The sequence below is a fragment of the Phycisphaeraceae bacterium genome, from assembly GCA_019636655.1.
Taxonomy (GTDB): domain Bacteria; phylum Planctomycetota; class Phycisphaerae; order Phycisphaerales; family UBA1924; genus JAHBXB01.
Map to the genome: position 1 here is coordinate 590,364 of JAHBXB010000002.1, position 24,422 is coordinate 614,785.

19 protein-coding genes and 1 tRNA gene are annotated in these 24,422 nt (G+C 66.4%); 10 read left to right on the forward strand and 10 right to left on the reverse strand.

What is annotated here, in order from left to right:
- Nucleotides 1-6 precede the first annotated feature (6 nt).
- Nucleotides 7-540, forward strand: coding sequence for a hypothetical protein (locus KF745_07920; GenBank protein ID MBX3358340.1), 534 nt, complete (start codon nucleotides 7-9; stop codon nucleotides 538-540).
- Nucleotides 541-547: 7 nt separating this feature from the next.
- Here KF745_07920 and KF745_07925 read toward each other — a convergent pair whose 3' ends face one another.
- Together KF745_07925 and KF745_07930 are read right to left on the reverse strand one after the other, a co-directional pair.
- Nucleotides 548-1,363: a chromophore lyase CpcT/CpeT gene (locus KF745_07925; GenBank protein ID MBX3358341.1), complete on the reverse strand. Its 816-nt coding sequence runs from the start codon at nucleotides 1,361-1,363 to the stop codon at nucleotides 548-550.
- Nucleotides 1,350-3,881, reverse strand: coding sequence for a peptidylprolyl isomerase (locus KF745_07930; protein MBX3358342.1), 2,532 nt, complete (start codon nucleotides 3,879-3,881; stop codon nucleotides 1,350-1,352). Before KF745_07930 ends, KF745_07925 begins: the two co-directional genes overlap by 14 nt.
- A gap of 147 nt (nucleotides 3,882-4,028) precedes the next feature.
- On the opposite strand from KF745_07930, the gene KF745_07935 reads away from it, so the two are divergent.
- Together KF745_07935 and KF745_07940 are read left to right on the forward strand one after the other, a co-directional pair.
- The gene (locus KF745_07935; GenBank protein MBX3358343.1) at nucleotides 4,029-6,395 is read left to right on the forward strand and encodes a glycosyltransferase family 2 protein; all 2,367 of its coding nucleotides are present in this window, start codon (nucleotides 4,029-4,031) and stop codon (nucleotides 6,393-6,395) included.
- Between the two features lie 262 nt (nucleotides 6,396-6,657).
- The gene (locus tag KF745_07940) at nucleotides 6,658-9,111 is read left to right on the forward strand and encodes a hypothetical protein (GenBank protein MBX3358344.1); all 2,454 of its coding nucleotides are present in this window, start codon (nucleotides 6,658-6,660) and stop codon (nucleotides 9,109-9,111) included.
- On the opposite strand, the gene KF745_07945 is transcribed toward KF745_07940, so the two are convergent.
- Complete coding sequence (locus tag KF745_07945; GenBank protein MBX3358345.1) at nucleotides 9,112-10,266, reverse strand: glycosyltransferase family 2 protein; 1,155 nt, start codon at nucleotides 10,264-10,266, stop codon at nucleotides 9,112-9,114. It lies immediately after the preceding gene.
- Between the two features lie 146 nt (nucleotides 10,267-10,412).
- Between KF745_07945 and KF745_07950 the strand changes: the two genes are divergently transcribed.
- Both KF745_07950 and KF745_07955 read left to right on the forward strand, forming a co-directional pair.
- Nucleotides 10,413-12,332, forward strand: a complete 1,920-nt coding sequence (locus KF745_07950; protein MBX3358346.1) for an ABC transporter ATP-binding protein — start codon at nucleotides 10,413-10,415, stop codon at nucleotides 12,330-12,332.
- 27 nt (nucleotides 12,333-12,359) lie between these two features.
- Nucleotides 12,360-12,728: a hypothetical protein gene (locus KF745_07955; protein MBX3358347.1), complete on the forward strand. Its 369-nt coding sequence runs from the start codon at nucleotides 12,360-12,362 to the stop codon at nucleotides 12,726-12,728.
- Nucleotides 12,729-12,771: 43 nt separating this feature from the next.
- On the opposite strand, the gene KF745_07960 is transcribed toward KF745_07955, so the two are convergent.
- Together KF745_07960 and KF745_07965 are read right to left on the reverse strand one after the other, a co-directional pair.
- On the reverse strand, nucleotides 12,772-13,575 hold the full coding sequence (locus KF745_07960; GenBank protein MBX3358348.1) for an NUDIX hydrolase: 804 nt from the start codon (nucleotides 13,573-13,575) through the stop codon (nucleotides 12,772-12,774).
- Complete coding sequence (locus KF745_07965) at nucleotides 13,572-13,943, reverse strand: YbaB/EbfC family nucleoid-associated protein (protein MBX3358349.1); 372 nt, start codon at nucleotides 13,941-13,943, stop codon at nucleotides 13,572-13,574. The genes KF745_07960 and KF745_07965 overlap by 4 nt, the downstream gene beginning before the upstream one ends.
- 286 nt (nucleotides 13,944-14,229) lie before the next feature.
- On the opposite strand from KF745_07965, the gene KF745_07970 reads away from it, so the two are divergent.
- The 5 genes from KF745_07970 (at nucleotide 14,230) to KF745_07990 (ending at nucleotide 18,714) form a co-directional block, all read left to right on the forward strand.
- Nucleotides 14,230-14,442, forward strand: a complete 213-nt coding sequence (locus tag KF745_07970; protein MBX3358350.1) for a hypothetical protein — start codon at nucleotides 14,230-14,232, stop codon at nucleotides 14,440-14,442.
- A 101-nt stretch (nucleotides 14,443-14,543) separates the two neighbouring features.
- Entirely contained in the window at nucleotides 14,544-14,816 is a 273-nt protein-coding gene (locus KF745_07975; protein ID MBX3358351.1) for a hypothetical protein, read from the forward strand.
- 294 nt (nucleotides 14,817-15,110) lie between these two features.
- Nucleotides 15,111-16,220, forward strand: a complete 1,110-nt coding sequence (locus KF745_07980) for a hypothetical protein (protein MBX3358352.1) — start codon at nucleotides 15,111-15,113, stop codon at nucleotides 16,218-16,220.
- A 909-nt stretch (nucleotides 16,221-17,129) separates the two neighbouring features.
- Nucleotides 17,130-18,287 carry a hypothetical protein gene (locus KF745_07985; GenBank protein ID MBX3358353.1) on the forward strand — a complete coding sequence of 386 codons (1,158 nt, stop codon included), beginning with the start codon at nucleotides 17,130-17,132 and terminating at the stop codon, nucleotides 18,285-18,287.
- Between the two features lie 340 nt (nucleotides 18,288-18,627).
- A tRNA-Ser gene (locus KF745_07990) sits at nucleotides 18,628-18,714 on the forward strand.
- Between the two features lie 150 nt (nucleotides 18,715-18,864).
- Here the strand turns inward: KF745_07990 and katG are convergent.
- The 5 genes from katG to KF745_08015 all read right to left on the reverse strand — a co-directional run bounded on the left by katG (nucleotide 18,865) and on the right by KF745_08015 (nucleotide 24,329).
- Nucleotides 18,865-21,111, reverse strand: a complete 2,247-nt coding sequence (gene katG / locus KF745_07995) for a catalase/peroxidase HPI (GenBank protein MBX3358354.1) — start codon at nucleotides 21,109-21,111, stop codon at nucleotides 18,865-18,867.
- A gap of 33 nt (nucleotides 21,112-21,144) precedes the next feature.
- Nucleotides 21,145-21,615 carry a transcriptional repressor gene (locus tag KF745_08000; protein MBX3358355.1) on the reverse strand — a complete coding sequence of 157 codons (471 nt, stop codon included), beginning with the start codon at nucleotides 21,613-21,615 and terminating at the stop codon, nucleotides 21,145-21,147.
- Nucleotides 21,616-21,623: 8 nt separating this feature from the next.
- A complete protein-coding gene (locus tag KF745_08005) occupies nucleotides 21,624-22,397 on the reverse strand; it encodes a hypothetical protein (protein MBX3358356.1) in 774 nt (257 codons plus the stop codon).
- A gap of 197 nt (nucleotides 22,398-22,594) precedes the next feature.
- On the reverse strand, nucleotides 22,595-23,803 hold the full coding sequence (locus tag KF745_08010) for a hypothetical protein (protein MBX3358357.1): 1,209 nt from the start codon (nucleotides 23,801-23,803) through the stop codon (nucleotides 22,595-22,597).
- Nucleotides 23,796-24,329, reverse strand: coding sequence for a hypothetical protein (locus KF745_08015; protein ID MBX3358358.1), 534 nt, complete (start codon nucleotides 24,327-24,329; stop codon nucleotides 23,796-23,798). Before KF745_08015 ends, KF745_08010 begins: the two co-directional genes overlap by 8 nt.
- Nucleotides 24,330-24,422: the final 93 nt, after the last annotated feature.

Here is a 24,422-nt window from a genome sequence, read left to right on the forward strand (position 1 = left end):
CCGCCCATGACCACCAGCGACGCCCACAACAAGAGCGACCTCGTCGCCGCGTGGCGCCACGCCGCGGCCCGCGCCGAGGTCTGCGAGGGGCTGCTGGGCATCTACGCCGATGTCGCCGCGGCGATTAGCGAGCGCGAGCCTGTCTGCCGCGTCTCGGGCCGGTGCTGCAACTTCGAGCGCTTCGGCCACCGCCTCTACGCCACCGGGCTCGAGACGGCGTACACCCTCTCGCGCGTGGACCGCACCGATTGGGGACGCGCTCCCTGCGGTTCTTCCCCCTCCTCCGGACGGGTCATCACGCTGGAGCAGGTGGGCGCGGCGCGCGTAGCGGGCGGCTGCCCGTTCCAGACCGGCACGCTCTGCGGCGTCCACCAGATCCGCCCCCTGGGCTGCCGCGTCTACTTCTGCGACCCCACGGCCCAGGAGTGGCAGCAGGACCTGTACGAACACCAGATGACGTCGCTCCGCGCCCTCCACGACCGCTTCGGCATCGAGTACCGCTACGGCGAGTGGCGCGAGATGCTCGAGGCCTTCGCCTGATCATCGATCACCGCGGCGACACCCGCGTGAAGACGTACGCCCCCGCGGTCGCGCCCCACACCTGCCGGCCCGAGGCGTCAAACCCGCGGTCCCACGAGACGATCTCGCCCGGCGTGACCCGGATCTGCGTCGTGGCGTACGCCGAACCGCCGATCGAACTCGCGCACCCGGTCCCAGTCGTCCCCCCCTCGAACGCCCCGTCCCCCGCGCGGCTCAGGACGACCGAGCACCCCGGGCTCAGCGTGAGGTCCGTCGGCGCCAGCGCATCGAGCGGAGTCGGCTCATCCCACGCGCCCGCAAAGGCGAACGCCGGCTCGGGGAGCGTGTAGACGTCGCATCGGATCTCGCCCGATCGCAGCGCCGTCAGGTGGTGCACGCGCTGGCGGTAGGGCTGCTGCTGCATGTCGGCCATCGACTGCTCGACGTACAGCCAGACCCCGCCGCTGCCGCTTGCCTGCGGGTTGTCTCCCCAGATCGGAACGATGTGCAGCACCACCGGCTTGTAGTTCGCCGGGTCCTCCTGGGCCTGCCTGGCGTTGGAGAACCCGCCGGTCATCCATGTGGCGAGGGCCTCCAGCCCCGGCCCCGAGCGCGCCGCGTTGTTCGACGAGCACGCCCCGAGCGCCAGCGCGCCCAGCAGCAGGCCCAACAACATCATCACGCGTCCGGTTCGTGCGGTGGTCATCATGCCCGCAGTCTCCCCGATCGCGTCCGCCCGGGCAAGCCGCGGGCTCCGTGCGTCCGTGCAGAAAAACGCCCGCACCGATCCGGCGCGGGCGTTGAGGGTGTTCGGCGAATCGAGGCCGGACCTAGGCCACAGCATCCCCGAGCTGCTCCAGCCGCACGATCGTGCCGCCCGGAACGCCCATCGTCGCGAAGCCGCCGCTGGGCTGCAGGCCGCCCAGGGTCAGGTCGAAGTGCCGCATCTGCACGACCACCGGCAGGTTCGCGGTCACCTCGATGCTGTAGTAGAACCGGCCGTTGTTGATCCCCTGGTCCAGCACGGCCTGGATCGAGTTCATCACGTAGTCGTACCGCCGGCCGCCGTTCACGACCACCGGGTCCAGGTTGAGCACGAAGCCGTCGCTGTACCGCAGGGCCAGGTTGACGGTGACGGGCGTATTGGCGCCCGTGAAGAACACGCTGTTGGGGTTGTACACCGAGATCGTCTCGAACAGGTCTCGCCCGGCGCGGGGGTCAGTCCCCGTGCCGTCCATGAACCCCTCGCCGAAGGCCCACGACGTCGCCGCGATCGGCGAGATCGGGTTGGACGCCGCGTCCACGTTCGTCGGAACCGTCGGGAAGAACTGCGTGTGCACCCAGCCGCCGTAGACCTTCGCCGACCCGGCACTGTACCGCACCGTGTACGCGCCGCGGTTGGCCAGGATCGGCGACTGCACGCCGAAGTTGTACGACCCGCGGCTCTGCGGCTGCACGATCACCGCCGCGGGGATCTGCAGATCGGCCTGCCCCGCCTCGCTGAACGTCAGGTTCAGGTTGATCACCGCGGAGGTGGTCCCGGGGTTGAAGAACGACACGATGTCTGTCGTGCTCGTCCCCACGTTGCCGTAGGGGATGATCCCGAAACTCGACCCCGCGCCGTCGAGCCCGATCTGCGTGAACCCCTGCGGGTCCACCGGCGAGCGGGAATCAAACTGCGTCAGCGCCGCGACCAGCGGCTGGTTGGAGACGACCTGGATCGCGAACGGCGTGTTGTTCGCGATCTGCGCGATCTCCGTCAGCGACAGCCCGCCGCGCCGGAAGTGGTCCGTGTCCACGTTCAGCGTGAACGACGAGAGGTTCTGGAAATAGAAGCTCACCTGGATCGAGGCGGTCTTGTCCGTCGGGTTCTGCCACACCAGGAATGAGTTCACGCCCGCGTTGCCGATGACCTTGAGCGCATCCGCGAAGCCCCACGTCGTCGACGACACGCGGGAGAACGACTCGCCCGTCGCCGTGCCGAAGTCGTAGTGCGAGATCGTCCCCACCAGCGGGTTGGTCCCGTTGATCTCGATCGAGTACGGGATCCCCTGCGGCACCAGGTCGTCCAGCGACGGCGCCCCGTTGGTGCCAAAGTGCGAGATCGTGATCCCGCCGCGGGAGTTGGGCGCGATCGAGCCCGTGTAGATCACCTTGTCGCGGAACCACTTGGTCAGCGACGGGTTGACGCCGATGTTCCCCGGCGTCAGCCCGGAGGAGTCAAGGACGAAGAACGCGTCCGCGTTCGCCAGCGTTCCCACCAGCGTGATCACGTAGTTCCCCGCCTGCCCCGTCACCTGCACGTTCGCCGGGCCGACCCCGCTCAGCGCGCCCAGCGCCGTCTGCAGCTCCGCCGGCGTCGTGTTCACGCTCAGCAGCGCCGTCTGCGCCGACGCCGTCGGGTTGAAGTACACCAGCCGGAACTGCCCCGTCCCGCCGCCCAGGTTCAGGAACTGCGAGTTGTTCGCCACCTCCGACCGGACGATCACCTGGTAGTCCGTCTGCGTCGAGTTCAGGTTGCCGATCGGCAGGAACTCGTTGATCGTGCTCCCGGCGAAGCCCTCCGGGTAGTACGACGTCTGCGAGTAGTACGACTGGATGTTCTTGCCCTTCACCACCTGCGCCGCCTCGACGTACACCAGCTCCTCGCGCGACACGCCGTCCGCCGGGTTGAAGCCGGGGCCGACCGGCGTCGTCGAGAAGTTCCCCGATTGCGGGCCCGTGAACCCCGGCAGCGCCGACAGGTTCTCCGTCTGCAGCCCCACGATCGAGAAGATCACGTTCCACGACGCGTCGTTCGCCACCCGCCCGAACACCGTAAACCCGCCCGAGTTGTTCGGGTTGTCCAGCGCCGCGTTGTCGTCCAGGTTGAAGTAGAACTGATCCGTCGCCGAGTTCGGATCGCTCGTCTTCGCCATCGCGATCGTCCGCTCGACATTCGGCCGCAGCGGGCTGAACTCGTTCACCACCGCCGTCTGCGTCGGGATCGTCCGCACGCCCTGCGTCTGGTTCTCGTAGCGGAACCCGCCGCCCTGCAGCACGAACGGCCGGTTCCGGTCGTCCTCGATGAACGCCAGCCGGTGGAACATCGCGTCACCGTAGTCGCCGCGCTGCACATACCCCAGGAAGTTCTGCACCGTCAGCGTCGGCAGCGGGGCCCCGTTCGGCGCCACCGAGTCGTACAGCTCGATGTACACATCCCCGTAGTTCGTGTCGAACAGCACCACCGTGTTGTTGATGCTCACCAGCTCCGCCGGCGTGGGGAACGGCGCCCCCGAGAACAGCGCCCGGGATTCCAGGTGCTCCAGCATCACGGCTTCACCGGCAGGACGGACCGAGGTCGCTTGGTGGCGGCGCTTCATCAGATGGATCTCCCGAGGTACCAGTGTGTTATGTATTGACCGCCCCCAGCGGCTTGTAGTTTATCCCACAATCCAGCCCGCTGCACGCCCGCCCCGCCGGTGACCCCAAGCCGCCTCGGAGCCTCCGCGCCCGCTACGATCGGTCACGTGACTCCCGCGACACGACAACTCACGCGTGGGGCGGTCGAGGTCCACGTCCCACCCCACGCTCTCGTCGCCCCGCGGCCGGCTCCCGACACCACCCGCCCCGGCCCCGCCGCCACCCGGATCGTTGCCGTCGTCCCCTGCTACAACCGCCCGGACGACCTCGCCCTGCTCCTGCGCGACCTCGCGGCCTCCCGCCACACCGGGATCGACCTCTCCGTCCTCGTCGTCGACAACGCCTCCGACCGCGCCCTGGCCGACACACCCACCCCCCCCTCCCTCGCCGTCCGGACCCTCCGGCTTGACTCCAACACCGGCGGCAGCGGCGGCTTCAACGCCGGCATCGCCCGCGCCCTCGCCGATGGCGCCGCCTCCAACTCACTCCCCGACTTCCTCTGGCTCGTCGACAGCGACGCCCGGGTCCAGCCCGACACCCTCCGTCACCTTGCGACCCCCATGCTCGCCGACCCCGCCATCGCCGCCGCCGGCGCCGCCATCGCCGACCCGCGCACCGGCGAGGTCTTCGAACTCGGCGGCCGCGTCAACCGCCGCAACGGCAAGTTCGAGCCCGTCTGCCGCGGCCGCGCCGGCGCACCGGCCCTTGTCGAGTGCGACTACGTCGCCGCCTGCTGCGCCCTGGTCCGCACCAGCGCCGTCCTCCAGGCCGGCCTCATGCCCGACGTCTTCCTCAACGCCGACGACGTCGAATGGTTCATCCGCCTCGCCCGCGCCACAGGCGGACGAATCGTCGCCGTCCGCGACGCCCTCGCCGCCCATCCCACCTTCGACCGCTTCCCCACCTGGGCCCGCTACTACATCGCCCGCAACGCCTTCGGCCCGATCCAGTCTCTCCGCCTCGGCCCCCTCGCCCGCGCCCGCCGCGCCCTGCGCGAAGTCGCCCGCAGCGCCGGCCAGCGCCTCATGGGCCGGAGCGACCTCGCCGAACTGCACCTCCGCGGCCTCGCCGATGCCGGCCTCACCGGCCCGGCCCGCGAACCGCTCGAGTTCGAGGCCTTCCACCCCTTCCGCCTCCTCGCCGCCCACGCCGAGAGCCTCCGAATCCCCCGCCGCGCCCAGGTCCGCGTCGCCGTGGAGCCCCACCTCGGCGTTCCCTCCGCGGTCCGTGACGAAATCCTCGCCCAGGTCGCCCTCCTCGCCCGCGACGGCCGAACGGTTTCCCCCGTCCGCGCCCGACCGCTCTGGCTCCGCCTGCTCATCGGCCCCGGCGCCCACGTCGCCATCACCCCGGCCCGCGGCCGGCCACGCTCCTGGCTCACCGGCCGCGGCGTCATCGCCGTCACCCCCCAGGGCTTCGTCGCCGTCCGAGTCCCGCCGGTTCGAACCTCTCTCGCCGCCGCGCGCGTCGTCCTCCGCGGCCTGGCCCACACCACTCGCCTCACCCGGCGCGAGCCCGACCCCGTCGCCGCCCCCATCCCCCCGCTCACCGGCCTCCCGCGCCCCTCGCTCGGCGTCGTCGTCGTCTCCTACAAGCGGGCCGCCGCGGTCGTGCGCACCCTCGAGACCCTCACCGGCCCGTGCGGCCTCGATCCCGCCTGCCTTATCGTCGTCGACAACGCCTCCGCCGACGGCACCGCCGACGCCGTCCGCGCCGGTCACCCCGGCGTCGAGATCATCGAACTCGCCCACAACACCGGCGTCGAGGCCTTCAACACCGGCGCCGCCGCGCTCCTCGCCCGGGAGAAGGCCCCCGCGGCGATCCTGGTCCTCGACGACGACGCCGCGCCCGATCCCGCCGCCCTCGCCGCGGCGCTCGACCTCATGGCCGCCCGCCCCGATGTCGCCGCCGTCGCCCTTCACCCCAAGCACCCCAAGACCGGCCAGAGCGAGTGGCGCTTCGGCGTCAACGCCCAGCCGCAGGACCGCTGGCCCGTCATGGGCTGCGGCAACCTCGTCCGCTCCGCCGCCTGGCAGCGCGTCGGCGGCTACGAGCCATCCCTTTTCCTCTACCGCAACGACACCGATCTCGCCCTCAAACTCCTCGGCGCCGGCCTCCTCGTCCACTTCAACCCCCAGTGGGTCGTCTGGCACGACAGCCAGGCCACCCGCCGCAAGAGCCCCCGCTGGCACCAACTCGCCACCCGGAACTGGATCTGGGTCGCTCGCCGGCACGCCCGCGGCGGTCCCCGCCTCGCCGCGATCACCCTCGGCTGGCTCTGGGCCCACGCCCTGGCCGGCCTGAGCCCGTCGCGCCACTGGGCCACCCTGAAGGGTTTGATCCACGGGCTGGCCACGCCGCCGCGCCCCGCCGAGATCGCCGACAACGGTCGCGGCCTCGCCGCCCTCCTCCGGATGCAACTCCGCTCCCGGTCCGGAGCCCAGCCGGGCGAAACCACACGGCCAGCGCAGTAGCGTCGCCGCCATCTCGGCCCCCAATCGCACGCCCGCCGACCCGCGCATTGACCGAAGATCGCCGCCAAATCAGCGCGATGGGCGACCCCACGCCCCGCCGGTGGTACAAACCCCATAACCGCAACGTCCGAAAACCCCCGCAGACCACACCCCTCCCACCCGACCATCCCGAACACGCCGCACACCTTGCCTTGATTCAACGTCTCCCCCGATCCGGTCGATTCAACTCCCTGTCGTGGGCCGGCATCACGGAGTGTCTTTGATGAACGCGACCAGCAGGGCTACGGGTCTCGGCGGCGTGGATTCCATCGGTCGGCTCGAGTCCCTCGAGCCGCGCGTCCTGCTCGCCGCGTTCACATGGACCGCCGAGGAGGTCTACCTCACCGAACTGGTCAACCGCGCCCGCGCCAACCCCATGGCCGAGGCCGCGCGCCTCGGCATCGACCTCACCGACGGCCTCACCGCCGCGGAACTCGCGCGTCTCGTCCCCAGCGAGCCCCTCGCGCTCGAGCCCTCCCTCACCATCGCCGCGCGCCTCCACTCACTCGACATGGCCGAGCGCGACTTCTTCGACCACGTCAACCCCGACGGCCTCAGCCCCACGCAGCGCGCCCAGGACCAGGGCTACGCCGGCACCGCCGGCGAGAACATCGCCGCCGGCTACGACACCATCGACGAGGTCCACAAGGCCTGGCTCGTCTCCATCGGCCACCGCAAGAACGTCCTCAGCCTCCACTCCAACTTCTCCTCCACCTTCCACTACGACGAGTTCGGCCCCGGCTTCGCCTTCACCGAGATCTCGCCGTTCTACGACTACTACTCCCAGGAGTTCGGTGTCCAGTCCGGCGCCCCGGACCGCTACATCCTCGGCGTGGTCTTCACCGACGCCGACTCCAACGGCTTCTACGGCGTCGGCGAGGGCGCCAACGACATCCGCATCGATGTCTTCAGCGCCGCCAACCAGTCCCTCGTCGGCTCCTACACCACCGACTACGCCGGCAACTACCAGATCGCCGTCCCCTCGGGCACCTACAGCGTCGTCTTCACCAACCTCTCCACCGGCAAGACGCTCACCCGCCAGACCGCCGTCTCCGACGTCAACGTCAAGCTCGATGCCCTGACCACCCAGATCATCACCTCCCCCGGCGGAAACCCCGCGCCCATCGACGACCACGCCAACGCCGGCGACTGGTCCGGCGCCACGCCCGTCTTCCTCCAGCCCGCCACCGGCGACGGCGCCGCCGGCGGCATCATCGACCCCGCCACCGACACCGATCTCTTCCGCTTCACCGTCTCCGCCACCGGCACGATGACCATCCGCGTCCTCACCCCCGGCAGTTCGCTGGTCGGGGCCGTCCGCCTCTTCGGCGAGAGCTTCAACCCCCTCGGCTCGGGCATCCCCAGCGGCGACGGCGGCGACTCGGTCCTCTCCATCTCCGTTGTCACGGGCCAGACCTACTACGTGCAGGTCGAATCCGGCGACGCGGCGAGCACCGGCGGCTTCACCCTCTCCATCGACGGCCCCGCGCTTCCCCCCTCCGGCGGCGGCGGCGGCACCGTCCCCGGCCTCCCCAACCCCTACATGGCCGGCACCGGCCAGAACATCTACGGCTCCGCCACCGCCTCCGGACGCCTCACCGTCCTCACCACCAACAACGCCGGGCGGCCCGTCGTCCTCCAGCGCGCCGAGGGCGGCGTCTGGGTCGCCGACGACCTGCTCCAACTCTCCGGCGGCCCCACCAGCGCCAGCGCCCCGCAGACCTGGACCGATCCCAAGGACGGCCTCACCTACGCCGCGGCCCGCTCCTCCCAGGGCCTCTTGCTCTTCATCAACCACGCCAACGGCTCGTGGGATGTCCGCAACCTCACCGCCGAGATCGCCGGCTCCACCGCCATCGTCTCTCAGCCCACCGTCTTCATCGAGACCGTCGGCACCGTCCACATCGCCGGCCTCAACGCCTCCGGCCATCTCGTTATGTACGAGCAGATCGCCGGCGCCGGTATCGCTGGTAAGTGGTCGTGGCGCTACGTCGATCTCACCACCCGCGACCTGAATCCCCAGGGCTTCACCACCCCCGCCTTCGCCGGCGACCTGATCTCCTACGTCACCTCGTGGAACGGCATGAACATCGCCGGCCTCGACTCCAACGGCGACATCCAGGTCGTCTGGATCGCGGGCGACATGACACAGTGGGCCGTCGACAACCTCAGCCAGATCACCGGCGCCCCGGCGCTCACCGGCAGCCTCACCTCGTTCCTCACCCCCTGGGGCGGCATCAACCTCGCCGGCGCGGATGCCCAAGGCAAACTCAGCATCACCTGGTGGCTCCCCGAGTTCCTCGGAGCCTGGCGGACCAACAACCTCACCGACGACGTCGGCGGCCCCGTTCTGAAAGCGACCTCCGCCGCCTCATACGTCACGCCCTGGGGCGGCCTGAACATCGCCGGCATCGACAACGACGGCCGCGTCGTCGTCTACTGGTGGGCCCCGGGCATGAAGGAACTCTTCGGCAGCGACTACTGGCGCGTCGACGTCCTCTCCGACACCGTCCCCGCCGGCACCGACCTCCCCACCAGCCGCCTCATCGGCGTGAGCTACAACGCCACGATCAACCTGCTAGGCGCAGGCGAAACCGGCGAGATCATCCGCTACTTCTGGCAGATCGGCGGCGTCTGGCAGGCCGAGAACGTCTCCGACCTCGTCGCCCCGGCGTGATCACGGCACCAGCCGCTTCGCCGCGTGCAGCAGCGCGCGGAACGGCGCCGACACCACCCGCGGCAGGCGATCCATCACCCCGTACACCGACCGCGAGAACCGCACCGCCGGCTTGGCCTCGTAATGAACCCGCAGCGCCTCGACCTGCGCCGCCGCCGCCTGCACCTCACCCGTAAGCCGGGCCACATCGTTCCACGCCTGGTTGCGCTCGCGGATCAGGTCGTCCTTCCAGGCCCGCAGGTCGCGGATGGGAATCGCCTCGAGGCTCTCGTCCAGCCAGTTCGCCTCCGACCGACGCAGCAGCACGTTGGACTGCACCATCACCTCGTCGGCATGCCGCAGGTAGAACTCCCGGTGGTTCGCCACCAGCCGTGCGAACAGGGCCCCGTGCTTCTTGCCGGACTCGACGATCATCGTCACCGGGCTGTGCCGGCGCCACACGAACAGCGGCTCGCGCACGCGGACCCCGCGCCAGCCGCGGGACGCAAACCGCAGCCACAGGTCCCAATCCTCGTACCCATCGCGCATTGATTCATCGAACCCGCGAACCTCGTCGAAGCACGCGCGCCGGACCAGCGTCGTCACCGGGTGCAGGTTGGTCACCATCAGCAGCACCGGGTCCCAGCCCGGCACCCGCCAGATGCCCGTGCCCAGTTCGACCAGCCGCTCCTGGCAGTACGCGTGCGATACCGGAGCGCCCCCCGGCTCGGCATCGGCCTCCGTCATGGCGCGCCGAAGACGAGCGACGAACGTCGGCTCTACCCAGTCGTCCGCATCCAGGAACACGAGGAACTCGGCCTCCCGCGCCAGCGGGTGCGCCGCCCCCGCGTTGCGCGCGGCGGGAAGACCGGCATTCGCCTGGTGCACCACCTCGAGCCGGCCCCGAGCGCCCGGCAGATCGATGCACCGGTCGCACAGCGCGGGGGTTGAGCCGTCGTTCGAACCGTCGTCCACGATGACGACCCGCATGTCGGCCAGGGGGCACCCCCCCGTTCCCCCCTCTCCCCCTTGCGACTCCTCCTGGATCTGGGCCAGACAGGAGATGACGGCATCCGCCACGAACCGGCCGTGGTTGAAGCACGGAATGACAACGCACACCCCCCCCTTGCTCGGGTCGGCCACAGCGGGCGCGGCGGTTTCGGGTGGGTGCGGCATTGCTCGGGGGACCACCGGGTGCTGGAGGATAAGGTATGGCGGGGGGTCCGTGTTTGGCGGGTGGGTGGGTCTTGTGGTGGAGTCAGGGGGTTGGGGTGCCCATACTTCACCCTCGCATGAAGCCTTTTTGGACCTACGCAAAGCAAATGCTCAGGCACCGCGGGCTCTTCGCGGCGTCGCTGCTGTTCGCGGTCCTGTCGGCCGGGGGACTGGGGGCCGGGCTGCTGGGGCTCGGGCCCATCCTTAAGAACATTCTCCCGGCCCCCGGGGCGGCGGACGCGGCGACCGGCCTGCGGGCGATGGCCCAGGGGCAGCAGGACAAACTGGCCCAGTGGGGCCTCCATATTCCCACGGCCTGGATCGAAGCGCTCCCCACGGACCGGTACACGTCGGTCGTCTGGGTGGTGGTGGCGCTCGGCGTGCTGACGGTCATCGGGGCGGCGTGCAACTTTCTGCACGCGTTCTGCTCGCTGACCGTGGTCAGCCGCGTGATCGCCACCATCCGGCGCGATGCGTTCCGCAAGGCGGTGCACCTTCCCCTCAAGACCGTGGTCGGCACGGGCACCGCGGACGTGGTGAGCCGGATCGTATACGACACCGCCACGCTCGGATCCGGGTTCAACGCCCTGTTGAGCAAGGTGACGGCGCAGGTCAGCAAGGGGATCGCGGCGTTGATCGCGGCGTTCATCCTCGACTGGCGGCTGACGCTGGTGGCGATGTTCGTGGCGCCCGGGGTGGCGATCGTCATCCGCAAACTGGGCAAGAGGATCCGGCGGGCCTCCCGCTCCGCGCTGCAGTCGCTGGCCGGGCTGTACCTCGCCGCGGGGGAGACCCTCGGCGGCCTGCGGGTGGTCAAGGTGTACACCTCGGAGCGCACCGAGGCGGGGCGGTTCCACCGGATCAACAAGGAGGTCGTGCGCCAGGAGATGCGGGTCCGTACCGCCCGGGCGATCTCGAGCCCGCTGATCGAGACCCTGACCATCTTCGTGCTCGGCGCCCTGGCGCTGGTCGCGGCGAAGCAGATCATCGACGGCGGGATCGACCCGCGGAACTTCCTGCTGGTCTTCGGCTCCCTCGGCATGGCCGCGGCGCAGCTCCGGCCGCTCACCGGGTTCATGAACGACGTGCAGCAATCCAGCGCCGCGGCGGACCGGCTGGCGCAGCTGCTGGCCCACGAGCCCGAGCCCGGGCACGGGCGCGGCCCGGACGGGAAGCGGCTGCCGACGCTGGCGCGGCACAGCCGGAGCATCGAGTTCCGCGGCGTGACGTTCTCGTACCCCGCCGCGGCGGCCCCGGCGCTCAGCGGCGTCAACCTGCGGATCGAGTACGGGCAGACCGTGGCGGTCGTGGGGCCCAACGGCTCGGGGAAGACAACACTCCTCTCGCTGGTCCCGCGCCTGTTCGACGCGGACCTTGGCGAGGTGCTGATCGACGGCACGGATGTGCGGAGCGTCTCGGTGCGCAGCCTGCGCCGGCAGATCGGCGTGGTCACGCAGGAGGTCGTGCTCTTCCAGGGGACGATCCGGGAGAACATCGCGTACGGCGCCGACGGCGAGGCGAGCGACGAGGAGGTGCACGCCGCCGCGCGCCGGGCGCGCGCGGAGGAGTTCATCCTCAAGAAGCCCGGCGGGTACGGCTGGATGCTGGGCGAGGGGGGCGGCGGGCTCTCCGGCGGGCAGCGCCAGCGGCTGTCGATCGCGCGGGCCATCCTGCGCGACCCGGCGATCCTGATCCTCGACGAGGCGACCAGCATGGTCGACGCCGACAGCGAATCCAAGATCGCCGAGGCGCTGACGGAGTTCGTGCGCGGCGGGGCGGACCGGCGCGACCGGCGCACCTGCCTCATCGTCGCCCACCGCCTGAGCACCGTCGTCAACGCGGACGTCATCGTCGTGATGGACCAGGGGCAGATCGTGGACCAGGGGCGGCACGACGAGCTGCTCGCCCGCTGCGCCACCTACCGCCTGATTGCCCAGACCCAGCTCCTCCGACCGCCGCCGGAGCCGCCGGACACCACGCAACGGACCGCCCCCGTCGAATCGGCGCCGGCAACGGCGGGGGCGTAGGCGGGCGCCCGACCGGAGTCCAGATCCATGCACACCACTACGCCCGACGGAACGGTGATCGAATCGCGGTGCGATTTCTGCTCCGCGCTGTACGGCGAGAACATCATGATCGAGGGACACCAGGGTAGCCTGCTGTGCCTCAAGTGCCTCACGGCGGCGTACACCGACCTCGTGCTCGCCGGCGGCGGCGACGCGAACCGCGGCCGCAAGTGCACGATGTGCCTCGAAGAGCGGAGCCAGCCGCAGTGGGAGAGCCCGGCGACCTCGGCGTGCGTGTGCCTGCGGTGCATCAAGCAATCCGCCACGGCGCTGGAGAAAGACGGCGAATCGGGGTGGGCGCGGCCGAAACGGCCCGACGGGACCACGCCCGAAATCGGAGACGGCGTGTACACCTGAGCCGTCGCGGCGGGCGGGCGCGGGGTGGTCCGCGGCGAGCCGTTCATGGGATCCATCCAAAGTGCCGGAGCACAGCCCGGGTGGGCGGGATGATCGCGTGGGCGTGCGCGGCGTCGAACTCGGGCGCGTCGCCGCGGGAGAGCCAGGCGGTATCGAGGTACTCCCACGCGCCGGCGGGGCTGGCCGGCGCAGTGCGCGGGTCGATCGGTTCGGCGAGGCGCAGCACGGCGACGAGATCGTCGCTCATCGCGATCGAGTCGCGGGCGAGGCAGGCCACCTCGGCGCCCGACCAGTCCAGATCCAGGCCGAGTTCCTCTCGCGATTCGGCGGCGAGCGCGGCGGCGATCTCGCGGCGGGCGAGGGTGTGCGGAGCCGCGGCCGGCGCGGCGGGCGGATCGATGCCCCCGGAGGGGGCGAGTTCCCACATCGCCGGGTAGATGCGGGTCTCCCGGGAGCGGCGCGCGATCAGGACGTGCTCGGCGCCGCTTCGTGAACGGCCGACGATCACGCCGGTGACGGAGAGTTGGTACGTGCCCGTGGTGACGCTCGCCGCGGCGGGCTCGGCGCGCTGGACGGCGAGGAGTTTGTACGAGCCGATTCGGGCGGTGATGGTGGCGGCTGGGGCATCGACCGAGACCGTCTGCAGGATCGGGGCATCGAAGAGGCGCGGGTTGGCGGCACGCATCGCGGACCAGGCGGCTTCGACTCGGGCGCTTTGGTCCGCGAGCCCGGGGGGCTCGTCGGGGGTTGGCGTGATGACGATCCGGAGTGATCGGCCTGGAGAGAGGGCGGTGACCTGCTGAGAGGCGAGGTAATCCGGCGCGGGGTTGCGGCCGGGCGTGGTCATGCGCCGGTGAGGGAGTCGAGGGTGGGGAGGTTGGGGATTCCGAGGGCCTCGGCCTCGCGGGCGAGTTCGCGGTGGGCCATGGCCTGGGCCTGGCGGATGGCGTCGTTGATGGCCTCGGTGATGAGTGACTCGGCGTACGCGGCGGAGGCGGGATCAGCGAAGGCAGAACGGGCCATGGCGGGATCGAGGCGAACCTCGAGGACCCTGAGTTTGCCGTCCATGGAGACGCGGACGGCGCCGGATCCGGCGGTGCCGGAGGCGCGGATCTCGGTGAGGCGGACCTGGATGCGCTGGCCGGCGGCCTTGAGCGCGTCCTTGTTCTTCATCAGCCCGGCGAGGGCTCCAGCGGCTTTGAGGCCTTCGAACATCGGCGTGTCTCCTGGTTCAGAGGAGCGTACACCAGAGCCGGACGGATCTGTGCCGCACTCGGGCGGAATGCGCCGGGGATTCCGTCATCGCTAGAATCGGCGCCGCCGGTGGGGTGGCAGAGTGGTCGAATGCGCCGGTCTTGAAACTCTGTCATACCCCCTCCAGAACGCCAGAACCGCCATCAAGCAGTCGATTTAGGTCGACTTTGGCTCCATTCTCTAGTATACATTCCTGTATACAGAAACGGCCCTTGTCCGGAGCCGTTTGCCGGCTACGCTGCGGTCCATGAGCAACCACGCCGACGCAATGATCGAGTCGATCTCCAGGGCCGTAGAACCAATCGATGCCAAGTTCGGACCCGGATATGCCGAGAAGAATCCTTCGCTGCTCGCCGGCGTCTTGATTGTCGGTGCCATCCATGATCTGAGCACCGAGGTCAGCATCCTCGTTGAAATCCTCAACGGCATCAACGGCACCACCTTCAAGCGTCGAGACTAAAGCAGCCCCACCTCCTCCGCTGCTCAATCTCTACCACAGACAGGCTCCTGGCCCCTTTTTCGAGCCGCTTCGCATACTCGCAACTGCGCTACCCTTGCCCCATGGCGACCAAGCAGACAATTGCCTCTGAAGCGGCGGCATTGACCGAGGACGCGAATCGACTGCTCCGGTTCATGCGGATCTGCGACAACCGATGCAGACGGAACCGTGAGGGCGAGATCGTCGTTGGAGGGGCGACCTTTGACGAGAGCTGCTTGGAAAAGCTCGGTCGCATCGGGGCTATCGAGGATGCCCCCGGTACAGCTGCGGAGATTCGACTGCGCCGAGAAGGCAAAGCCTTTGCCGATTCTCTCCTCATCCATCGCCCCTGCTAGACAGCCTCAACAATCTTCCGGTCGTTGATCTTCGGCGAGTCTGGCAATCCGACCGAGACGCACCCTGCCTTTCTGCGAACATCGGTGGCAAAGAAATGTCCATGAATTCGATCTGCGCAATGGACAGAAAGTGACACGGCAACGGGGCAATCAGGTAGCATGTCAGAGTGAGATACTGGGTTTCGGCTGGAGGTTCAGTCGTGGGTTCGTTGACTTGATTGGAGAATGTTCACGGTGGTCCCATTTGGATCGTCACTTGATATAGTCGCACATAACCATGCATGGAGCCTTGTCATGGAGAAGGTGGATTCCGGACATCATCGACTTTGGCGGCATGCGCTAGCGGCAATCGGATTGTCGATTGCGATCTGTCCCTCGGTATTGGGGTCGCCCACCTGCCCACCCGACTACGACAACAACGGGTTAGTTGAACCGGCTGATATTGCCGCATTCATTCAAGCTTGGACAAATAGCTTGAACCAAGGCACTCTTGAAGCAGACTATGACCACAACGGCGTTGTCGAACCAGTTGACATTTCAGTGTTTGTCGCCCAGTGGAACGCCCTGGTCAACGCCGGGGGTTGTCCGCCTTCGATTACGCTTTCGGTATCACCGACATCCGGATCGATCGGCACCCCGATCACTCTTTCACTCTCGCCCGCAAATGCTCCCAATGCATTTGACAGCAACTCGACGGCATCATGGACGGGGCGGTATGTTCCTACTGTTGGTTCGCCAACTTCTGTGTTCACGGTCTCTTTTAGTTCTGCGGACGTGCAAGAAACCAGCGGGTCTCAGGCGGTTATTCTGCTCGGATCTGGCACCTGCTCTCTGCCGACAGGAATTGAGAACCTAGGGCCTGGTATTTTCGATGGAGTGATCACCGCAAACCTGACTGGCGGCGCAACACCGGCAAGCGCCGTAACAATATCATGCGAGACAGATGCCGCCACTTGGGAATCTGTCCACTATCCCGATGGACCCGGCGGACTCGGCTCCCCCACTATTGGCGGTGCATTGACGAGCCCTCCGATCATGCGACTTGGCGTCACCCATCCAGATCCGCAGCATCCAGCTGCGGCCACTCTCATGGGCTCAAACGCATTTCACCTGGCGGCAGTGCTCAGGATATCTGAAAACGCTGCGAGCGCAACTTCGGCACCCTCCACAGTATCAGTTGACTTGGTGACATACGATTCTTCGGGTGCCGAGACAGATCGATATCGTGGATTAGTTTTGAATAAGATACTTTCTGATGGCGACCCCTCGCACATCACTTATTCAAACGATCTTCTAAAACCGATCATCATTGTTGATACCGCCATCGATCGGTCGGCATATCCAAATTTCGTACTATTGCGCGGCACGTCTGGCGGCAGCGCCGTAGTAGTTCCCGGAACATAATGAGGAGCCCTAGCGATGGTTTGGCATAGGCGACACTGTTTATTCGTGCTAAGCAGCATATTATGTGCCCTTGCCGGCTTTGGCTGTTCGAGCGGGCGAAGTCCTATCAATGCAGGAACGGGACAGGTTTCTTTATACGCATGGGTTGTGCTTGCCCAAAATGAGGTGATGGGGAATGTGTCAAACCGTGGTTGTAGGCTTACAGTGGACGAAGTAATTGCGACGATGCGTCACCTTCAAGCCAACTCCTCCATCTACGGATTAAATACTCAGTTTGTTTGGACGCCAAACGAGCTCGCGACGGTCCACGATATAGAAATCCCTGCTGGAGGCCCAACCCAACGAACACAGTCATCGGCGTATTGGTACGAGCCCACAAATGGCTATATTATGTGGGAAAATCACTACTGGGATGATAATTGTATAAATGTATATTTTGTCGGCAACGTGCAGCCAGGTGGGAGCGCATTACCTCCAACACCTCCGCCCGACCCACGGGATATACTTGCTGCCACATATGACCCAGGGGCACCGAATGCGTCGTTTGTGCAATCTCCGGCATACATCCGAATCAATGATGCTGGCTTTGATTTGGCTTCCGGGTTCTTCATCAATCCGAGCACTTTCCTTTCGCTCAATGTAATCGAGCACGAAATGACTCACTATTTGGGTCGATTTGCAGGTTCATATCCGGCAACGGGAAGTTTTTATGATGGTACCGAACACGATATCGCTACGCCGCTTCCTCGAAATAATATTCTACGGGCCGGCGGAGCTCCGCCGGCCGCTCCATTGACAATTCCGGGCTCTGTCACGTTGGCGGATTCGGAAAAAAAGCAGATTTGGGACAGAATAATTGCAGGCAGGTGGAATCTCCCGTGATATCCCATCAAAACACCCGAGGTCTATATGATTAGGACGCTTGCTATTACGATGTATTTCCTTTGTCTCTGTGCCCTTTCAGGCGAACCAGATTACGCATTGACTAGGTTGGAAAACTACAAGCCAACCGAAGGATCGTTGGTGCTCAAGGATATTCTGCATTCGGTCAATCAGACCATGCCAACTGGTGATTATCAGAGTTGGCAACGTCTTCGTACGATTATCGGAGACGAATCGCTTGTGCCTCAAGTTCGAATGGGCGCACTAGATATCGTCTTGCAGAAGGCCGACCAGCGGATTGCTAGCGAAGTGCTTGTAGACGGCTGCAGATGGTCTGAGCTTGTGGCATTAGGCCAGGGATCGAACTCTACGCTCGTGTTGCTGGTCGATCGGCTGTTGGAACATCTTGCGACCTCTCCGTGGAGAGAATGGTCGGGATCGTCTGTCGCAGGAATGACCCTTATCCAGAACGGGGCGATTGGCAAAGGACTCGGCTTAGAGTCCCACGGCAAAGCAATGCTCGCTCTATCGAACTCTACTGCGGCCATTGCTGACCGGCAGCAAATAGCATTACGAATCATAGCGGCCACAATGGGACACACTGAGACAAGTCCAGTATTGATTGCCTTGCTCGACGAGTCGTGCTTCCCTGCATTGCGCGAAATGGTGCATCGCAGCGCCGACCCCTTGACATTTCAATACCACGCTACTGCGTATCTAGCCTACCTCGGTGACGAAGGGGTGTTGCCAACTCTACGAGAACGGGAGCGGTCGTTTCGATTATTCACCAATCGAACTCCTGGCTATGAAGACATAGGCCCTCGAATGGCGAACTTGATCGGCATGTGGATCGAAGAGATTGAAATGCAGCATCCTCCGACCGCGCTGCTGGACTTTATAGCATCAAATAGACGACTCGAAATAAACGAATCCCATTGGCGAGAATGGGCCGTAAGACGAGCTGTGGAGATTGGGCTTGACAAGCGCGGTATCCGTGAGGCGATATTGAAGTTCGCTAGTCGAGTGCAGCCAACGGTTGTTCGCCATAAGAAGACTGGGGATAGCCGAGTTTTTTACTATCAGCTTGTTCCGGTCAAGCGAGTTGGATTATCACTGAATATTCTATCGCCCGAGGACTTGCCTCAAGTGCATGTGCCAGTTGATGCCAATCTCGAACAGCACTAAGGGTGTCCTCTTTCGGTGATCGAAAGACACAAGGAATGGCAAACGAGCACTCGTGGTTTGAGATCGTTGGCGCATGGGCAGGGCTGCTCGGGGGAGTGATAGGGGCACTCTCTCTTGTTGTCTCTTGGCCGTACCGCCAAGTCCACGGATGCAAAGCATGCGGAGGAGCGGGAGGCGAAGAAGCCGAGGCCATGCGCCTTGGAGGCGGGTCGCTTGTCATCCGAGTTGTCAATACAGGCTCAGTGCCGATTCAGCTTCGACTCCTGGAACTTGTATACAGCACTTCAAGGGCATTCGGAGATGCCCATAAGTCATTGATCTTAAAAGATTTATAGCCGCCGGTGGGGTGGCAGAGTGGTCGAATGCGCCGGTCTTGAAAACCGGTAGAGGCGTCAGTCTCTCGGGGGTTCGAATCCCCCCCCCACCGCTTGACCGCGGATGCACCGCAACCTTCTGCATGCATCTGGGACCATCGAGCGTTCTTCGCGAGAGCATTGGTTGTTCTCATCGACGGGGGTGGTGTCGGAGGCGCCTGCCGGCGCGATTGGCGCTCAATCGTCATTCGCTCGCGGGTCGCCTAGGCCAGGTCGAAGCGGTCCAGATTCATCACCTTGGCCCACGCGGCCACGAAGTCGCGGACGAACTTCTCCATCCCGTCGGCGCTTCCGTATACCTCCGCCAGGGCTCGCAGCTGAGAGTTCGAGCCGAAGACCAGGTCCACGCGGGTGGCCGTCCATTTCAGATCTCCCGTCTTCCGATCACGCCCTTCGAACGCGTCGGCCGCGGGCGAGGCCGGCTTCCACTGCGTCCCCATGTCCAGTAGGTTCACGAAGAAGTCGTTGGTCAACGCCCCGGGCCGAGTGGTGAACATGCCGTGCTTCGTCCCGTCCGCGTTCGTGCCGAGCACCCGCATGCCGCCGATGAGCACCGTCATCTCCGGCGCCGTCAGGGTCAGCAGTTGGGCCTTATCGATCAGCAGCGCCTCCGCCGGCATCGCGTACCGGCCCTTCAGGTAGTTGCGAAAACCGTCCGCGTTCGGTTCGAGCACCGCGAAGGCCTCCGCATCGGTCTGTTCCTGCGACGCATCGGTACGGCCCGCCACGAACGGGACCGTCGCCTCCACCCCCGCCTTCCGCGCGGCCTCCTCGACCGCAGCGCATCCGCCCAACACGATCAGGTCCGCCATCGTGACCTTCTTGCCGCCGGTCTGCGACCCGTTGAACGTCTCTCGGACGCCCTCGAGCGCCTTGAGTACCTTGGCCAGCTGCGCCGGCTGATTCACCGGCCAGTCCTTCTGCGGCGCCAACCGGACGCGGGCGCCGTTCGCACCGCCCCGCTTGTCCGACCCCCGGAACGTCGACGCCGACGCCCACGCCGCCGAAACCAGCTCCGACACGGAGAGTCCTGACGCCAGCACCTTGCTCTTGAGCAAGGCGATGTCCCGAGCGTCGATGAGCGGGTGGTCCACGGCCGGAACCGGATCCTGCCAGATGAGTTCCTCCGCCGGAACCTCCGGGCCGAGGTACCGCGCACGCGGCCCCATGTCGCGGTGCGTCAGCTTGAACCATGCCCGCGCGAAGGCGTCCGCGAACTCCTCCGGGTGTTCCATGAATCGCCGCGAGATCTTCTCGTACGCCGGGTCGATCCTGAGCGACAGGTCCGTCGTCAGCATCGTCGGAACCAGCTTTTTCGACGGATCGTGCGCGTGCGGGATCGTCGCCTTCGCCCCCTTCGCGACCCACTGGTGCGCGCCCGCCGGGCTCTTGCTGAGTTCCCACTCGTGCCCGAAGAGCATCTCGAAGAACCCGACGCCCCACCTGGTGGGCGTGGCCGTCCACGTTACCTCCAGCCCGCTCGTGATCGTGTCGCCGGCGCATCCCTTGCCGAAGGTGTTGCGCCACCCCAGCCCCTGCTCCTCCATCCCCACTGCCTCCGGCTCGCGCCCGACGTGCGACGTGGGCGCAGCGCCGTGCGTCTTGCCGAACGTGTGTCCGCCCGCGATGAGCGCCACCGTCTCCTCGTCGTTCATCGCCATCCGCGCAAACGTCTCGCGGATGTCCACCGCCGCCTTCACCGGGTCCGGCGTGCCGTCCGGACCCTCCGGGTTCACGTAAATCAGGCCCATCTGCACCGCGGCCAGCGGCCGCTCGAGGTTGCGGCTGTGCGTCTTGGCGTGAGGATCGTCATCGGAGACCGTCACGCCGCCCGGCTTCTCAACCCCCTCGGATCCGCTCGCGTACCGGATGTCGCCGGCGAGCCATGTCCGTTCGGCCCCCCAGTAGACGTCCTGGTCGGGCTCCCATACGTCCTCGCGCCCGCCGCCGAAACCGAAGGTCTTGAGGCCCATCGTCTCGAGCGCCACGTTGCCCGCGAGGATCATCAGGTCCGCCCACGAGATCTTCCGCCCGTACTTCTGCTTGATCGGCCACAACAGCCGCCTCGCCTTGTCCAGGCTCACATTGTCCGGCCAGCTGTTCAGCGGCGCAAAGCGCTGCTGCCCCCGCCCGCCACCGCCGCGCCCGTCTCCGGTTCGGTAGGTCCCGGCGCTGTGCCACGCCATGCGGATGAACAGCGGCCCGTAGTGCCCGAAGTCGGCCGGCCACCACTCCTGCGAGTCCGTCATCAGCGCCGCGAGGTCCTTCTTGAGCCCCGCGTAGTCCAGGCTCTCGAACTCCTTCGCGTAATTGAAGTCGCGCCCCATCGGGTCCGACTTGGACGAGTGCTGGTGCAGGAGGTCGACCCGCAGCTGGTTCGGCCACCACTCGCGGTTCGTCGTGCCGGCGCCGCGGGTGTGCGAGAATGGACACTTGGACTCGGTGGCCATGGCGATCTCCTTCGGGTTGCTCTTCGCAACGGGTCAGTCTTGCTTCGAACCGCGATTCTTCCGGGGTGTCGCCCCCGTCGAACCCCCACGCCTCGCGATGCACGCGGGGCACGTTCCCCAGTAGATCACTTCTGCTTCGTCAACCTGGAAGCCCAGCGCGCGCGCCGGCGTCAGGCACGGCGCGTCGCCGACGGCGCAGTCGACGTCCACCGTCGTCCCGCAGCCGCGGCAGATCATGTGGTGGTGGTTGTCGCCGATGCGGTCCTCGTACCTCGCCGGGGATCCAGCGGGCTGGATGCGACGGAGAATCCCCTTCTCGGCCAGAACGCCGAGCGCGTCGTAGACCGCCTGCCGGGAAATCACGCCGATCTCGGCTCGCACGTCCTGCGCGACCTCGTCCGCCGTGGAGTGCGGCCGACGCGCGACAGCGCGCAGCACCGCGAGCCGCTGCACCGTCACGTGCACGCCGTGCTCACGCAGGATGTCCTCGGGCTCCTCCGGCACGCGAGAGCCTATGAGCCAGTTGTGGACCTTGTCAAGATTTTGATTGAGTCCAATGTCCTGGGTTGCCGCGGGGTTCGGCGCGAGGGTGTCAGGGGGCGCGCGGATGAATGGGGGGCGCGGGGCGGGGCGGAGACGGAGAACGCGCGAGCGAGAATGTCGGCCGTATCGCGGCTCGCGTGCATCGGTGTGTGGGAGATCGATGGCGCGGGGGCGGTTGGCGGTGGGGCTTCGATGTGGGAGGGGGTGGCCGCGGAAGGAGAGGGGGAGCACGGGGAGCCGTCGAGGAGGCGCGATGCCGGGGCGGGAGCGGGCTGCGGGGGCGTTGTGGATTGGCGCTGGGGAGGAGGAGCGGAAGGCGGGGGAGAGGCTGGCCGCGTGTCGGTGGCGCGGCGCGGGCCGGGGGTGAAGTTGGCGAGGCGAAGCAGGAGTGCTGCGGCGCGGCGGGCGGTCTCGCGGGAGCGGCGGCGGAGTTCTAACCCGCGCTGGTCGCCGGAGCGGACGGGGAAGTGGGCTTCGTCGGCGTTGTGCTCGTCGATGGAGCGGCCGAGGGCGATGGTGGCCGCGGGGAGGAAGTTGAAGGCGACGATGCGGGTGCGGCGGGCGATGGTGGACTCGATGTGATCGAGTCGCTCGGCGATCTCGGGCTCGGCGAACCAGAGGACGAGGGCTTCGACGGTGGTGTGGTGGAGGTCGGCGACGTCGCGGAGGGTGAGGGTGGGATCGGTGACGGAGTCGAGGATCTTGGCCGCGAGGTCGGGGGAGGGGTTGAAGGAGGGGAGCATGACCCGGGCATAATACGGGTTTTTAACGGTGTGTCAATAGGGTTTTGATAGGAATGTGGAAAATGCAGCAAGTGGTGGGTGGGGCTTGGGTTGCGCTCAATGCAAGGAGGTGGTGTGGTTGCCATGAGGAGAACTGCTGCCGCCTGGTACCCCAAAACCCGAATGCGACCCCTACGCCCGGGCCGACACCTTCCGCATCACGCGGTACCGTGCCCGACCTTCGCAGGCTTGGCTCGTCGCCAGCGTGACGCAAATCGCCGATTCGAATCACGCGCAAAATCTTCGGAGAGCACAGCCATGCTCAGGTCGTCGTAGCCGAAGAACGAGCCCGCTGACCAGTTGTGACTGCCGATAATTGTCTGCTCCTGGTCGATCACGATCATCTTGCTGTGGAGGAGGCGGTTCTCGCGATCCGTGCGCACCGACACGCCATGCCGAAGCAGATACTGCACTGCCGCCGCGTTGATGACCTGCGATCGATACGGATCACCGCGGCGATCGCGATCAACCAGTACCCGGATGCGGACACCACGATTGTGTGCGGCGATCAGAGCATCAAGAAGCGCTCGAGTGGGATGGTTCTGCTTCGGCCAAGCTATATGGAACATCAGAACGTCGACGGAGCGCTGGGCCGCTCGAATCTCGTCCCGCGTGTAGTAGTAGTACTGGCGCCCCGGAAGCACCATCGATTCTGAGGCCATCCGGGCACGCGGGCGTTCGACCTGGGTGAAGGGCCGGGGCAGGTGGTGCTTGAGATGCGGGTGTCGATGCGAAGCGACGACATGTGCGACTCGCTGCAGAGCGGCGAGCAAGCGACTTCGGGAGTCCTGAGCCGGCTCTTGGGCTATCAATGCCTCAAGGTCGCGACGCCAGTCACCGCTGGCACGGACGTGCGGAGTCGGCTCGCGGCGGAAATTCAGGAACTTCCTGAGGCGACTGGCACGGGCCTGTCCGACGAGAGAAACGCGACGCGCCAGATCGGAAGCGTCGCGAAACGGCCCGTTCTCGTCACGCTCTGCGATGGTGGCCTGGACTCGACGCGGCGTCATATCCGGCAGCGCCCCGAGCGCCTCTCCATCGGCAAAGTTGATTTCGAGGCGCGTCACGGCCTCGATGACCAATCGGCTTCGTTTCTGATGGAACTGGTACCCCGGCGCGGGCGAAGCCGTCCCGCCGAGGGTATGGGAGAAAGCCTCGGCGAGCAGGCGCTGCGCGTGCATACGTGCCTGGCGTTTAGATGGCAGTGCCGCGGCGAAGGGCCAACCGCCCGTCGCGCGCAGTATCCCACCGACAATCGACCGGACCTCCTCGACGCGGAGCGTGCCTGCCAGCCCGGCGACCTCCGCGATGGCCTCCGTCAGCGAGCCATCCACAAGTTGCGGCCATTCAATCTGGTAACTACTCATTGCCACTTTCCCCGCGGTGCTCTGGCCTGAGCCATTGTGCTGAAAAGAGGCTGCAGAGGTACGCGGTCAACGACGCCGACTGGAACCATGCGCTGTCCTGCGTGCTGCTCAGGAAGGCCGATGGCGACCAGTTGTGCGATCCGAGAAGCGCCTCATCATCGGCGATCACGAACTTGCAGTGACTGCCTCGCCGCGCGCGAGCGCCGATCCACTTCGTGGGAATGCCCATCTGGCGGCTCACGGCCACGGAGGCCGCGACCGATTCGGCGATGAGCAGGTTGTCGCGGCTGCCGCCCACAATCAGCCGCACATCCGCGCCGCGCCACTGCGCTGCCGCGAGCTCATTGAGGATTCCCAGCACCGCGTGTCTCGCGTCCGCCGTCACATCGAGATCGACCATGAACAACGAGGCCCAGACACGCTCGCGGGCGCGCTGAATCATCCCGGCGAGCACTCGGGCATAACGGCGATCCGAGACAAGGGCAACACGGGAATCTTCAACCGCCAGTCTACTCGTCTCGGCCATTCAGATGCTCCTGTGCGCGATCCAACTGTCGCAGCAAGAAAGCCGCGCGTGTGATGGCTCGCTCTCGACGAAGGATGCCATCCGCCTGCTGAT

Excerpts from the sequence above, each read along its gene's own strand:
- KF745_07945 (MBX3358345.1), bottom strand. The coding sequence starts at position 10,266 with ATGCCGCACCCACCCGAAACCGCCGCGCCCGCTGTGGCCGACCCGAGC.
- KF745_08005 (MBX3358356.1), bottom strand. The coding sequence starts at position 22,397 with ATGCTCCCCTCCTTCAACCCCTCCCCCGACCTCGCGGCCAAGATCCTC.
- KF745_07955 (MBX3358347.1), top strand. The coding sequence starts at position 12,360 with ATGCACACCACTACGCCCGACGGAACGGTGATCGAATCGCGGTGCGAT.
- KF745_08010 (MBX3358357.1), bottom strand. The coding sequence starts at position 23,803 with ATGAGTAGTTACCAGATTGAATGGCCGCAACTTGTGGATGGCTCGCTG.
- KF745_07930 (MBX3358342.1), bottom strand. The coding sequence starts at position 3,881 with ATGAAGCGCCGCCACCAAGCGACCTCGGTCCGTCCTGCCGGTGAAGCC.
- KF745_07950 (MBX3358346.1), top strand. The coding sequence starts at position 10,413 with ATGCTCAGGCACCGCGGGCTCTTCGCGGCGTCGCTGCTGTTCGCGGTC.
- KF745_07940 (MBX3358344.1), top strand. The coding sequence starts at position 6,658 with ATGAACGCGACCAGCAGGGCTACGGGTCTCGGCGGCGTGGATTCCATC.
- KF745_07975 (MBX3358351.1), top strand. The coding sequence starts at position 14,544 with ATGGCGACCAAGCAGACAATTGCCTCTGAAGCGGCGGCATTGACCGAG.
- KF745_07980 (MBX3358352.1), top strand. The coding sequence starts at position 15,111 with ATGGAGAAGGTGGATTCCGGACATCATCGACTTTGGCGGCATGCGCTA.
- KF745_07960 (MBX3358348.1), bottom strand. The coding sequence starts at position 13,575 with ATGACCACGCCCGGCCGCAACCCCGCGCCGGATTACCTCGCCTCTCAG.
- KF745_07920 (MBX3358340.1), top strand. The coding sequence starts at position 7 with ATGACCACCAGCGACGCCCACAACAAGAGCGACCTCGTCGCCGCGTGG.
- KF745_07965 (MBX3358349.1), bottom strand. The coding sequence starts at position 13,943 with ATGTTCGAAGGCCTCAAAGCCGCTGGAGCCCTCGCCGGGCTGATGAAG.
- katG (MBX3358354.1), bottom strand. The coding sequence starts at position 21,111 with ATGGCCACCGAGTCCAAGTGTCCATTCTCGCACACCCGCGGCGCCGGC.
- KF745_07970 (MBX3358350.1), top strand. The coding sequence starts at position 14,230 with ATGAGCAACCACGCCGACGCAATGATCGAGTCGATCTCCAGGGCCGTA.
- KF745_07925 (MBX3358341.1), bottom strand. The coding sequence starts at position 1,363 with ATGCTGTGGCCTAGGTCCGGCCTCGATTCGCCGAACACCCTCAACGCC.
- KF745_08015 (MBX3358358.1), bottom strand. The coding sequence starts at position 24,329 with ATGGCCGAGACGAGTAGACTGGCGGTTGAAGATTCCCGTGTTGCCCTT.
- KF745_07985 (MBX3358353.1), top strand. The coding sequence starts at position 17,130 with ATGATTAGGACGCTTGCTATTACGATGTATTTCCTTTGTCTCTGTGCC.